Source organism: Photobacterium makurazakiensis, from assembly GCF_050336715.1.
GTDB classification, from domain to species: Bacteria; Pseudomonadota; Gammaproteobacteria; order Enterobacterales; family Vibrionaceae; genus Photobacterium; species Photobacterium makurazakiensis.
This window is the reverse complement of the sequence record NZ_JAKJSJ010000022.1, coordinates 44,205-57,977: the sequence shown is the minus strand read 5'-3', so window position 1 is coordinate 57,977 and position 13,773 is coordinate 44,205. Positions and strand designations below refer to the sequence as shown.

11 protein-coding genes are annotated in these 13,773 nt (G+C 42.6%); 7 read left to right on the top strand and 4 right to left on the bottom strand.

The window, feature by feature from the left end:
* The first annotated feature begins 191 nt into the window (after nt 1-191).
* From L4D09_RS11155 to L4D09_RS11140, 4 genes are all read left to right on the top strand, one after another.
* Nucleotides 192-1,421, top strand: coding sequence for a TRAP transporter substrate-binding protein (locus L4D09_RS11155; RefSeq protein ID WP_428457585.1), 1,230 nt, complete (start codon nt 192-194; stop codon nt 1,419-1,421).
* Nucleotides 1,422-1,492: 71 nt separating this feature from the next.
* Entirely contained in the window at nt 1,493-2,068 is a 576-nt protein-coding gene (locus tag L4D09_RS11150; protein ID WP_428457584.1) for a TRAP transporter small permease, read from the top strand.
* Nucleotides 2,069-2,079: 11 nt separating this feature from the next.
* A complete protein-coding gene (locus tag L4D09_RS11145; protein ID WP_428457583.1) occupies nt 2,080-3,366 on the top strand; it encodes a TRAP transporter large permease in 1,287 nt (428 codons plus the stop codon).
* 330 nt (nt 3,367-3,696) lie between these two features.
* A complete protein-coding gene (locus L4D09_RS11140; RefSeq protein WP_428457582.1) occupies nt 3,697-4,464 on the top strand; it encodes an IclR family transcriptional regulator in 768 nt (255 codons plus the stop codon).
* Between the two features lie 118 nt (nt 4,465-4,582).
* Here the strand turns inward: L4D09_RS11140 and L4D09_RS11135 are convergent, their stop codons facing one another.
* The 3 genes from L4D09_RS11135 to xsc all read right to left on the bottom strand — a co-directional run bounded on the left by L4D09_RS11135 (nt 4,583) and on the right by xsc (nt 8,449).
* Nucleotides 4,583-5,482, bottom strand: a complete 900-nt coding sequence (locus L4D09_RS11135) for an FRG domain-containing protein (protein ID WP_428457581.1) — start codon at nt 5,480-5,482, stop codon at nt 4,583-4,585.
* A gap of 32 nt (nt 5,483-5,514) precedes the next feature.
* Nucleotides 5,515-6,567: a YeiH family protein gene (locus tag L4D09_RS11130; protein WP_428457580.1), complete on the bottom strand. Its 1,053-nt coding sequence runs from the start codon at nt 6,565-6,567 to the stop codon at nt 5,515-5,517.
* A gap of 70 nt (nt 6,568-6,637) precedes the next feature.
* On the bottom strand, nt 6,638-8,449 hold the full coding sequence (xsc, locus tag L4D09_RS11125; RefSeq protein WP_428457579.1) for a sulfoacetaldehyde acetyltransferase: 1,812 nt from the start codon (nt 8,447-8,449) through the stop codon (nt 6,638-6,640).
* A 270-nt stretch (nt 8,450-8,719) separates the two neighbouring features.
* Between xsc and L4D09_RS11120 the strand changes: the two genes are divergently transcribed.
* Nucleotides 8,720-9,703 (top strand): AAA family ATPase, encoded by a 984-nt coding sequence (locus L4D09_RS11120; RefSeq protein WP_428457578.1) that lies wholly within the window; start codon nt 8,720-8,722, stop codon nt 9,701-9,703.
* A gap of 5 nt (nt 9,704-9,708) precedes the next feature.
* The gene (locus L4D09_RS11115) at nt 9,709-11,418 is read left to right on the top strand and encodes a cobaltochelatase CobT-related protein (RefSeq protein WP_428457630.1); all 1,710 of its coding nucleotides are present in this window, start codon (nt 9,709-9,711) and stop codon (nt 11,416-11,418) included.
* A gap of 80 nt (nt 11,419-11,498) precedes the next feature.
* On the opposite strand, the gene L4D09_RS11110 is transcribed toward L4D09_RS11115, so the two are convergent.
* A complete protein-coding gene (locus tag L4D09_RS11110; protein WP_428457577.1) occupies nt 11,499-12,698 on the bottom strand; it encodes an NADH:flavin oxidoreductase/NADH oxidase family protein in 1,200 nt (399 codons plus the stop codon).
* 124 nt (nt 12,699-12,822) lie between these two features.
* Between L4D09_RS11110 and L4D09_RS11105 the strand changes: the two genes are divergently transcribed.
* Nucleotides 12,823-13,731, top strand: coding sequence for a LysR family transcriptional regulator (locus tag L4D09_RS11105; protein WP_428457576.1), 909 nt, complete (start codon nt 12,823-12,825; stop codon nt 13,729-13,731).
* Nucleotides 13,732-13,773 lie beyond the last annotated feature (42 nt).

The following is a 13,773-nucleotide window of genomic DNA, read 5'->3' as shown; positions in this document are numbered from 1 at the left end:
CTTTATGAGACAAGACGTCTCAAAAAAGCTAGATCACTTTTTTGAAATTTACAATATTGATTATAAAAAAATCATTTTTTCATGATCAAACACCCACAGTTAACACTTTAACCTTCACCTTTAACATAATTGCAACAACAATAAATCCGCAGTTATTGACAGGTCTTATGCACATATATAAGGAAATGAAAATGGGTAGCAAACTAGATAAAGCGGTTTCACGTCGTGACTTTTTTAATATCTCAGGGCGATTTGGCCTTACATCTACTTTAATTGCAGCATCTGGTTTAGGAGCTAGTATGACTTTAAGTGGTCTCGCCAATGCTGCAGAAAATGAACAAAAAAGGCGGACGAAAACAAAGCCAAAAGTCGTATTAAAGTTTGGTGCTTCTGGGTTTAATGAACAGAATTTAGATATTCAAAAGTCGGGGCAATTATTTTTTGCACGTGATTTGGAAGAGCGGACTAATGGTGCGATAAGAGTAGAGTTTCTTGGGTCAAATCAAGTTTGTGGGCAACTGGATTGTGTTAAAAAAACACAACAAGGTATCGTCGATATTTTTTCTGGCTCAACCCAAAACGCGTCAGCCGCAGCGCCATACTTAAACGTGCTTGATTTCGCTTATATGTTCCCTACTCGCGCATCCATGTTTCACTTTTTCTATGACAACCGAAGTGAAAAAGTATTCAGGGAACCTCTAAGAAAAAAACACAACATTCAATTCTTGTTTACACACTGTGACTTACGCGGCGTAATGCTCGGCTCAAAGTGGAAAGATAAACCATTAGTCACTTCTCTAGACGATCTAGCTGGAACTAAAAACCGTGTAACAGGCACTCAGCTTGGTCGTATTGCTATGCAGTTACTAAAACTAAACCCTGTTCCTGTCGCGTGGGAAGAAACACTCGATGGCTTACGTCAAGGTTTATTAGACGGCGCTGAAACATGGATGAGTGCCGCTGCATACTCAGGGATGTCACCTGTTATTTCACAAGCTGTTGACCTTCGCATGTTTGCCGGAACAGAAAGTACTGCAATGAACCTAGATGTATTTGAAAAACTTGATTCTAACTTACAAGAGCAGGTTATGGAGTCAGCTTATTGTGCTCAAATATTTACTCAAGGCATGAATGAAGGTGCCCAAGTCGAAGTTGTTGGGGCCTACCCCAACCCAGCTAAAGAGACTATTTTCGGCCAACATAACATCCGGGTAGCCACCTTATCAGATGAAGAACGTGCTAGAGCTGAAAAAATGTGCTCACCTGAATTTAACCCTGAACCATGGGAAAAATGGCGCAACCGCTTAAATAATTGGGCTGGGGGTATTGATGTGTATAAAGAAATACATGGTATTGCCCGTGAGATCCCTAAAGGCATGGCCGTAGTTAATGTAAAACCAAAACGCTGGTGGCTTAGCTAAAACATCTAAACCAATCATTAAACATTGCTGTTTTACATGCTTTGTTTAATGGCATAATGTAAGGAAGAAACATGAACAAGGCTTATGAACTACCCGCCCCTGAAGATCATAACAATACCATCAAACTAATAAAGAGCGCACTATCTTGGTTAAATGGAAATATTGAAAAAACGGTGATCATCTTATGTTATTCAATGATGACAACAATTATTTTCACCGAAATTATACGGCGATTTGTCTTCAGTGTTCAGTCACCATGGAGCACCAGTATTCCGGTATTGCTTTTTCTATGGCTGACTTGGGTTGGCGCTGCACTTAATGTCAAAAAAAGAACTCACTTATCGTTAAACGAATTACGTATGCGGTTACCTTACACAGCCCAATTTGCCTGCATTATACTGGATGCGATTCTTTGGATTGTTTTTGCCGTTATCGTAATATTCTTCTCCTATGAGCAGGTCTATATTGCCTATGATAATTACGCCATTGTACAAGGTACTGATGATGTTATGCAGTGGTGGTTTTATCTAGCAACTCCTTTAGGCTGGAGCCTAATTATATTTAGGGTATTACAAAACCTCCGCGAAGATTACTTGAGGTTTAAACGTAAAGAAAGCTTCCTACTACAAACCTCAGTCATGGACTAACGGGTATTACTATGTCAGATAATTTATTAATTATGATTACTACTTTGACGGTCAGTGTCTTATTTCTTCTTGGTGTTCCTATTTTTTTGGTTATTGGCTTATGGGTAGTAGGTACGAGCATTATAATTGACTTTACACTGGCTAACATTGGCGTCACATTATTTGAAGGATTAAACTTTTTCGGTTTATTGGCTTTACCACTCTTTATTCTTACAGGCGATTTAATTAATGCTGCAGGTATTGCAAAGCGACTTTCAGATTTCGCTTACTCTAGCCTTGGCTTTATACGAGGGGGGATGGGAATGGCTGCAATAGGTGCCTGTGGGATGTTTGCCGCCATTTCTGGCTCAAATGCTGGTACTACTGCCACAATAGGATCGATCATGGCACCCGAAATGAAGCAAAACGGCTATGATGACCGTTTTGCTGCTGCCACAGCAGCATCGGGCGGGACAGTTGGTATCATTATACCACCTAGCATTATCTTCATTGTCTATGGGTTTATGATGAACTTATCCATCAGTGACTTGTTTATCGCTGGTATGCTACCAGGGACATTAATGGTTATCGCGATGATGTTTACCTGCCATATCATGGCTAAGAAAAATGGCTGGGGAACCGTTATTCCATTCAGAGCTAAAACCAGTATTAAAGCCGCAGGTAAGGCTTACTTAGGCTTTATTACCATTGGCGTTGTAATATATGGTATCTATTCAGGTAAATTTTCACCTACTGAGGCTGCTGCTTTCACAGTCGGCTTCACCATTATCGCGGGCGCTATTTTAACCAAAGAGCTAAGCCTTAAGTCGATACCAAAAATCATGTTAAGATCGGGACAGATCACTGGGATGCTGGCTCCATTAATTGCAATTTCAGTGGTAATGCAACAAATATTGTCATTACTTGGTGTTGGTGAAGCTCTTGATACCTTGTTGAATAATGTCGGGGGTTATTTCCCAATATTATTTGCATGTATGGGTATTGTTTTGTTTGCAGGAATGATTCTTGAGAGCCTCCCCGTCACCATTATACTCGCACCAATATTAGCTCCAATAGCGCAAGGAATTGGAATCGATCCAATTCATTTTGCCGTGATTTTTCTGGTGGGCGCTGCAATCGGCTTTATCACCCCGCCCTTTGGACTGAATTTATATGTAGCAAGTAGTGTGACAGGCATTCCATATATTAAACTTGTTCGCTATGTCATTCCATATTTTATGGCTTTACTCTTGAGTTGGATTTTGATTGCATTGCTACCAAACATTTCATTGTTTTTGGTTCAGTTTGGCTCAGCATAAATGACAAATAGGAATTAGTTACACTAACTCCTATATAAAAGTAATAAATACCGTTACTTTACAATCCTATCCTAACAACAACATTTTGAAGCCCAGCTCATACTTATAAGTGGCGGTTCAGTATCAATGCTCAGCCACTTATCGCTACTCACAAGTCAACAAACACTCCACTAGAATTATTCTAACACCGTGTATAAAAAGAATCGTTTACCCAATGTAATCACTTTTAGTGCCGCAATTTCTATAACAAGAATAAACAGACCAAAAAAGCAACATTTACACAACGTAAGCAACATGTAATGATAAGTTATTGTTTGTAGGAGGTAATACATGAGCATAACATCCAGTAATACAAATTCCACACTGTTGCGTGCTCTCAGCATTATTGATGTAATGCTTAAAGACAATAGGCCTATTACCGCAGCAGATATATGCCAGCAACTAGACATTCCAAAAGCAACAATACACCGAATTATCAGCCAACTTGAGCAAGAAGGTGTGATTCAAAAGGAACCTCAAGGCCGTTACTTATCGCCAGGGCCTAAACTGAGAAAAATGGCTATAGACGTCATATCACAGTCTGATGTAGGTGCTCCTCGTCGCGCGATATTACAAAAGCTGAGCCAAGACATTAAAGAAACATGTAATATCACTCTTCTCGATGGCCATGAAATACTTTACTTTGAACGAGTCGAGGCGAATTGGCCTGTGATGGTACAATTAAAACCAGGCTCACGATTACCTTTGCACTGTACAGCAAGTGGTAAGTTGTTCTTATCCCTTATGCCAAGTCATAAACGTCGCGCTATTCTAGCTAACATTCAATTAGAAGCTTGCACAAAAAATTCAATTACGAATATAGGCAAACTTGAAAAAGAGCTAGAAAAAATAGCTGATCAACAAATAAGCACTGATAACGAAGAGTTAATAGATGGTATGGTAGCTATTGCAGTACCGATTTATAATTCAGTTGGACAACTACAAGCAACGGTAGCAGTTCATGCACCAACAATCAGACAATCACTTTCTAGCCTTCTAACCCTTGCCCCAAAAGTCCGTGTTGCTGCTCAGAAGCTTGAATCAGCACTCGAACTTTAAGGAAGATAAAATCATTAACGATTGTATTTACCAACGAATACACGACGTCGCCTCAACAAGAATAGTACCTGTTGAGGCGACGCTGCGTTTAGGGCCTTAATTTATTAGTTTACGAGCACTAATCAAAGTCAAAGTCTTTGGTATAGGTATGACGGTATTGCTGAAAGCCATCAACAGTCTCACGCCGTGTTAACTGCTGCAGAGATCCATTTGCTAATACGCTTTCTGATGGTGAACGCTGATAATCGAATAAATTTGATGTTAGTAACAAGTCAGTTGAATCGTCACCACCAGCACTCAATTCAATATCCGTTTCTGGTGGTTGCTCAAACAATTTGTTGATATGTAAACATAACCCCGTTAAATCCGGATAAATAAGCCTTTCATTAACACCGCATTTATCAAGATCTTTCAATAATTGCTCTTTCATTTCAGGCAAAATTGGAATTTCATACATTTCATCATTGTTCGTAATTTCATTTTCGAAAGGAGTAAAACGCTGACCACTAGCATGATCATTTAATGATGGATGTATACTGTACCAATTACTTTGCGCCTTCACCCTTGGGAATGAAACAGGCGGTAGAAACACTTTCGTTTCTGTTTGTTCAAAAGGGTCACTCGCAAAATCGACTTTCTGGCGCTCATCAGCCTTAAGCACGTAAACATGTGGTTGGAAACCGGGTGTTTGGCATGCAAACCATAGTGCAACCAAAGGGTTACTACTCCAGTCGAGTAATCGTGTTTTTAAGCCATGATGGTGCGCTTCCGATAATAGGCCCCAATAGTCCATCTCTTGCGTTTCAAACTTGTTTCGCCCTAGACGATACAAATAATCAAGCATTTCTTTTTCTTTTGATATTGAATTTACATTTTCACTTTCTCTCGCAATAGACGGTAATAATGATTTCCGCTTATTTGGTTGCCCTCGAAATAACACCAATTCACCACTTTGGCTTATTTCATCAATAACCGTTAAGTATTTAGTTAATGAACCTATATGAGGTAAAGAATTCATACTCCCTCCTGAGTATTAATGCTTAACAACGTTTAAGAAATAAAACGCGACAGATAAACAACAGCCAACATATACATGGCAATAAACACAGCATTTCCGAGTAACAAAATAATTGGTTTCCAGCCGAGCTCTGATAGCTTTTCAAAAGAAGTTTTAACACCCAGTGCGGCAATAGAAATGACTAGGCACCACTTAGAAATATCGGAGCTGAGCGTGACAGCTTCAGGTGGGATCCACCCCATACTATTTACGGTCACCAACCCAATAAATACAACTAAAAAGAAAGGCACAATAGGCTGTTTAGATACAGCGTCTTCACCGCTCGCTTCCCTTGCCGAACGAAAGGCAAATGCAAACAGCACCACCACAGGCATTAACATGGCAACCCTAAACATTTTCGCTAACGTTGCAGAGTCACCAACCTCAGATGAAATCATGAACCCAGCACCAACAACCTGTGCAACGTCATGAATTGAGCCGCCGAGAAACAAGCCAGCTTCCGCATTTGTTAGCCCTAACACTGACACCACTAACGGATATAACACCATAGCAACGGTCGAGAAGCTGGCGACCCCAATGGCGGTCAGTAATGTGAAGTGTTCATTATCACGATTTTGCGGCAGAGTAGATGAAATGGCCATCGCCGCTGATATTCCGCAGATCCCCGTTGCGCCCCCCGACAACAAACCCAACATCGACGGTAATTTCAGTAAACGAGCTAACAACAAACTGAAACCAATAGTAAGTACTACTGCCCCCGCCAACGCAACCACACCGACAGCACCAATCGCGTTCACATCGCTGATTGCAATTCTGACGCCGAGTAACGCCACACCAATACGTACTAATTTCTTGGCTGACATCTCTATGCCAGGAATACATTTATGGTTATCAGATAAAAAATGAAAAGCGATACCGATTAATAAGGCATATAGAAAAGTGGGTCCGCCATATTGACCCGCGACAAATGATGCTGCCGCAGCTATCACACTACAAAGTAAAAAGCCGGGTAAAACGACACTCATATCACTAAATATGAGTTTAGGCCCTTTTGAGGGGCCGATATTCGACGCTCTGGTTGTCATTGCCACTGCCTCGCTTCATGTATAAAGGAGCCTGACCCAATAGCAGTCAGGCTCATCGAGTTACGCGTAATTAAACGTAATCTTTATACTTATCTAAGAAGCGTACCGGCGTAGATAGTGCGTCACGACGGAACGGGTCGCCAAGCTCTTGTGTACACATGATTTCAATGACAGTTGTTTTGCCTTCATTCATTTGCATGTCTACCGCTTTCTGTAGTGCAGGACCGACATCTTCAAGGCGGTCAACCGTGATCCCTTCTGCGCCCATCGCCGTCGCAATTTCAGCGAAGCTTTGGTTATCTAACTCTCCAGCAACAAATCGACGGTTATAGAAATCAACCTGGTTCTTCTTCTCTGCACCCCATTGGCGATTATGGAAGACAACCGCTGTTACTGGAATGTTGTGACGTACACACGTCATTGTTTCCATTAGGCTCATTCCCCAAGCACCGTCACCCGCATACGAAATCGCTGGGCGATGTGGTGCCGCCGCTTTTGCGCCAATAATGGTCGGGAATGCGTAGCCACAGTTACCAAAGCTCATTGCAGCAAAGAAGCTACGTGGTTTTTCAAAACGGAGGTAGCTATTAGCAATTGAGTTGATATTACCAATGTCCGTTGAAACCATTACATCTTCTGGCATCGCTTTTTCTAATTCACGCAATACCTGACGTGGGTGCAGGTACTCACCACCAGAAAACGGCTTTTCCTGAGCATTCTGTTCAATCATATCAAGGCTGAACTGGTCACGTTCATGTGTCCATTCATCCAGCTCTTTCTCCCAAATCTCTTTCTCTGCCTGTACCTTATTAAAACGATCATCTTTCGTTGCATCACACGCAAGTGTTCTGCCTTCAAGACGCTCACCCAATGCAACAGCCGAAGCCTTAGCATCACCACAAATACCAACAGAAATCTTCTTCACCAAGCCCAGCATCTTGTGGTCGGCATCAATTTGGATGATCTTGGCATCTTTCGGCCAATATTCCATACCATGCTGAGGCAATGTACCGAATGGACCTAAGCGCGAACCTAGTGCAATAACAACATCAGCTTGCGAGATCAGTTTCATTGCCGCTTTAGAGCCTTGATAACCCAATGGACCACACCATAGTGGATGGCTTGCAGGGAATGAGTCGTTATGTAGGTAACTATTCACAACTGGCGCCCCTAGACGTTCTGCCAGTGCTTTACACTCTTCGATTGCACCCGACATGACGACACCGCCCCCAGAAATAATCACTGGGAACTTAGCCTCTGCCAATAAGTCAGCAGCGTCATTAAGGCTCTGATCACCACCAGGCCCACGATCAAGACGAGCAGGTTTTGGAATTTCGCACGTCACTTCACCATAGAAGTAGTCACGAGGAATATTCAGCTGCGTTGGCCCCATTTCACTCATCGCGCGGTCAAAACAGCGGCCTGTGTATTCAGCCATACGAGACGGGTGTGTTACATGCCCCTGATATTTAGTGAACTCTTGGAACATAGGTAACTGGTTACACTCCTGAAAGCCCCCTAACCCCATTGTTGTCGTGCCCGTTTCAGGTGTTATAACAACCACAGGGCTATGAGCCCAATACGCTGCTGCAACCGCAGTTACGCAGTTACTAATACCAGGGCCGTTTTGACCAATCACCACGCCATGATTTCCTGACACACGAGAATAACCATCAGCCATATGAGCTGCGCCCTGCTCATGTACAACTGGAATTAGACGAATGCCTGCTGGTGCAAAAATGTCCATCGCATCCATAAATGCGGAACCCATAATCCCGAACATATCGGTCACACCATTGGCAACCATGGTTTCAACAAATGCTTCAGAAGGGGTCATTTTAGTCGGGCCACTTACAACAGTACGTGCATCTAGTTCGTTCATTATCTGTATCTCCTTGGTGATGGATTCCATATCCATAAAGTGGAACTTATCGTTTCAATATTTCGAATTCAAAATAACCCTAGTCGGTCATTTTTTATTCGTCAACAAAAAACACATAATTGATACAAATTATTCCGAAAAGTGATACGAGGTCACCATTTTTACTATTTTGATATTCCGCTTTACCGCTAAGTGGGAAAGAATGCATTGTCGAGAAATCAGAAAAGCTGTCGATGTATCGACTCTCAATTAGATAATTAAGGAAGAGAGATGACAGATATCGCGATGTGTAGACCCGATCAAATGGTGTCAGTTAGGCAATTATTTGGAATTGATACCGATCTACAGGTGCCGGCTTTTAGCTCTCGAGATGATCATGTGCCTGAAATTGATCATGCTTATCGTTTCAACCCCGAAGTCACATTAGCCATTCTGGCTGGCTTTGCTCAAGATCGCCGTACCATGATCCAAGGTATGCACGGCACAGGTAAATCGACGCACATCGAGCAAGTTGCAGCTCGGCTGAATTGGCCTTGTGTTCGCGTCAACTTAGACGGCCACCTAAGCCGGCTTGATCTCGTGGGTAAAGATGCAATTGTCATTCGCGATGGTAAGCAAGTCACTGAATTTCAGGAAGGCATTGTCCCTTGGTCATTACAACGCCCTGTTGCGCTGATCTTTGATGAGTATGATGCTGGTCGACCTGATGTGATGTTTGTTATTCAACGAATACTTGAGCGTGACGGCAAATTCACACTACTTGACCAAAATAAAGTCATTCACCCTCACAGTGCGTTTCGCTTATTTGCAACGTCAAATACTGTTGGCCTCGGTAACCTATCTGGGCTTTACCATGGCACTCAAGTCTTGAACCACGCCCAGATTGATCGTTGGAACATCGTTGCCAGCCTTAATTATCTTCCTCCACAGGAAGAAGCGGCGATCGTATTAGCCAGAGTACCCAGCAAAGACACAACGCAAGGCAGAAAGTTAATACAACGCATGGTCGCATTGGCCGACTTAACACGTAAAGGCTTTGCTGCAGGCGATTTATCAACCTTGATGTCACCACGAACGGTGATCACTTGGGCTGAAAATTGCGAGATATTTAATAGCCCCTCGCAGGCTTTTCGCCTGTCGTTCTTAAATAAGTGCGATGAATTTGAACGCCCTCTCGTCGCTGAGTATTACCAACGTTGCTTTGATGAAGAGTTAGAAGAATCGTGGGTAATTCAAGCTGGAGAACTAAAGTGAAACCAATGGATCGCCAATATCAGAAAAGCCAAAATTTATGTGCCGCAGCAGCAAGAGCGTTGAGTAACGAGCCAAGGCTCCACTTTCGTGGTGACAAGCTTTACCGCGATCAGGAACTCGTTCCTATACACGCAGCACACCTTAGAGATAATACTTCCAGCACTGAATATGGAATCCTTCCATTTAGTCATAAACGGGGAAAAGTTGATTCAGTCTCGCTACGATTACTCCACTGCAATGAAGACTTACACCAACAGTTATGCCCAAAAGAACCAGTAGCGAGGCTCATATTCGAAATACTTGAGCAGTTTCGTTGCGAGACACATGCCCCAGAAGCAATGCCAGGCATGAAGGTCAATATCGAGGGAAATTTCCAGTCTTGGAGTAAAGAATTCTATGCATCTGGCTTAACAGAAAGCCACTTGGGGATCTTACTGTTTACCGTCGTACAAATCGTTCGCTCCCGACTATACAGTAAACCCATTAACCCGCAGATAGAAGATCACATAGAAGCAACCCGTGCAGGTATCGTTCCGCTAGTCGGTATAGCTTTAGCCGGATTACGCCAATATCGCGTCAATCAGCAAGCTTATGCTGAACACGCTCTTTATATCGCTTCAGTCATCAATGAAATGATTGAAGATGAACGAGCGTTGCACGCAGTTGAAGACAAGAATGATACCGATGAGACTATCTCAGCATTTTCATTGCTATTAGACTTTGATAATGAAGAAAGTGTAGCAATGGCGACTGTGGCTAGCGGAAGAAGCTCCACCTTTCATGATAGCCATACAGATTACCAAGTATTTACCTCTCAATATGATCGCGAAATACACGCAACCAAACTCGTTCGCAAAGCACTCTTAACAGAGCTTCGTCAGCAACTTGATGAGCGTATTCAGCAGCAAGGGGTGAATGTTAAGTTACTCTCTCGTCAACTAGCCGCGATCTTAAATAAACCTGAGCGTGATGGCTGGCTGTACGGCGAAGAAGAAGGCTACATCGATGGACGTAGGCTCAGCCAGCTCATCAGCTCCCCCAGTGAAACTCGTGTTTTCTGCACTGAATACTATCGTCAGCGGCCAAACAGTGTTGTCAGTTTTTTAATTGATTGCTCTGGCTCGATGCGCGAACATATTAACCATATCACTATGTTAGTGGACGTCATGATCAAAGCACTCGGTCTAGCTGGGATCAGCAGTGAAGTACTTGGTTTCACCACAAATAGCTGGAATGGTGGTAAAGCCTATACTGATTGGCTAAAACAAGGTCGCCCTTCTCTGCCTGGGCGATTGAATGAATGTTGCCATTTGATCTTTAAGGATGCCGAGAGCAACTGGCGACACACACGCAAAGATATTGCCGCATTATTAAAAGCAGATTTATTCAAAGAAGGTATAGATGGTGAAGCTGTACATTGGGCATGCCAACGACTTTACCAACGTTCAGAACAAAGGAAGCTGCTCTTTGTTATTTCAGATGGCTGCCCAATGGACACAGCAACAAACCTCACTAATGATAAGTACTACCTCGATAACCACCTTAAAGACATCGTTCAGCGTTACGAAGCAAGCAACGAAGTAGAAATATACGGACTTGGCGTCGGGTTAGATCTTAGCCCTTACTACCGCCACAACCTTGCTCTCGATATTGGCGAATCGATTACTCAGGAGCAACTCAATGAAATAGTGACACTTATTGCCCAACGTAAGTAAAAATAGCGTTGAGAATAAAGATTGCTAGATAAAGAAAGAACAAGCTGCTTAATACACTAACTACTGTGACTCAGTAAGTACTATTGATATCTGGCAAGCCATTTCATAACACGCGCTTTATCACGCTTTTCATATACCTCAATTGCTGACAATAGTGCTGAATCGAAATTTTTTTCGTTATTATTGCCAATTGCGGTTAGAAGCATTGTATACCATGCTGTGACTCCCCCCCGAGGCGGTGATTTGAATATAGGAAAATCAAGAGTAATGTCCTCCCCCTTTATCCACGCATTGGGGAGTTCAGGGCGAAGTATTAAGGCTCGCCCTAACCCAACTAAGTTGACAACTCCCGAGTGTAAGGTATCTACGACTTGCTCCCGTGTTTTAAAGCCTCCCGTAACGATCAAAGGAATATTCGTTAAATGCCTAGCTTTTTCTGCAAAATTAACAAAATATGGGCCACTCGAAGCGCTATCAGAACTCGACTCAGCACCTGGAAAATAAGAGCCTCCGCTTAACTCTATCAAGTCGATTGAAGTCTGATCTAAAATGCGAACGACTTTTAAAGCATCTTCCTGAGTCAATCCACCGTCTAATAAATCAGACGTGTTCATTTTAATGCCTATTGGAAAAGTACAGCCTACAGCACATCGCACTCTTTCAATGATCTCGACAACAATTTGGCTACGAGCTTTTATTGAACCCCCATATTGGTCTTTACGACGATTAAATAATGGCGACAAAAACTGGCTTAGCAAAAAACCATGACCAGCATGAATTTGAACACCTGTAAAACCGGCCTCTTTTGCTATTATCGCAGCCTTGGCATATATGTCTGGAAGCTGTGCCACCTCTTTCTCTGTCATTCCGGAACATTGAAACTCACCAACCTTAAGGGCTGATGGACCCTTTGGCTGGCTAAGTGGCTGGTATGCTAATCCACCAGCATGACCTAACTGAGGCCATATGTGAGCATTATTAATTGAAGCTCGGGAAGTTAATACCCGCAGCGCTTTTAAGTTCGATTTTTCATCTAACACGAGGTTTCCCGGCTTTTCAGGAAACCTAGGATCCACTTGCACTTCACCAACAACCGATAACCCAATACCGCCTTCTGCCCATCGTTCATAAAGTCGAATTTGAGCCTCCGTAGGGTTACCTTCTCCATCGGCAAGTGAATCTGACATCGCAGATTTCATCAGGCGGTTTTTAATGATTACACCACAAGGAAGCGCTAATGAACGCCCAAGTAAATCACTGTTGTTAAATTGTTTTGTCATATCTATCTCTTAGAGGGCCGACGCTTTAAGCAATGGCCGTTAATTTTATTAGAGACATTATTGATGACTTTTACTAAACTAAAAACGTACTAATAATACAAACACTATTAAATAAAAGTTAATAATGAACACATCAGATTTAAAGCTATTCATTCGAATCGTTGAAACAGGCAGCATTACAGAAACCGCAAATCAACTGAATATCACGCCTGCGGCGGTCAGTTCTGCTTTAAAGAGACTAGAGAAACAACTCGATATACAACTACTTATCAGGACGACAAGACAGTTAAGAATCACACCACAAGGCGAGCAATTCTTGTTTCACTGTCGCCAAGCATTAGATTGTTTAGAGCAAGGTCGTATATCAGCACATCAATCACAAGGTAAGGTAAGTGGTAAGATCCGGCTAGCCGTATCATCAGACTTCGGTCGAAATATTCTTCTCCTCTGGATTGAAGAGTTACTTGAAGAGCATCCTTTATTGTCAATTGACCTAATAGTCGGTGATTCAATTTCAGATTTCTTCCTTGACCACGTTGATATAGCACTTCGTTATGGGAAACCCGAGGACTCGTCTATGGTCTCATTTCATATTGCCACCATGAGTAGAATCACCTGCGCGTCCCCAGCCTATATATCGAAATACGGTGAACCACAAACCCCGGAAGATCTACGTAACCACAACTGCCTGCTTCATCGTCGAGCAAGCCGCCTTTTAGACAATTGGGAGTACATGGACAACTCAGCTACGTACAAAATAAAAGTAAACAGCAATAGGGTTAGCAATGATACAGACATAGTAAGACGATGGGCAGTTAGTGGGAAAGGCATTGCATACCGATCCCATATAGATGTTTATTCAGACTTACGTAGCGGTCAGCTTATAGCGCTTTTACCTGATTATGAATCACCGCCTGTTGAGCTGCATTTAATCAGCCCGAACAGAAAACAGGTCAGCCCCGCAGTGATTGCATTTAGGGAGCTAGTTAGGGATAAAGTCCACAATTTAATCACCCAATTTGCCCCAGATTAAGCAACTCAGGCCTCTTAATAGAAACTTGAGCAAGAGTGGCAC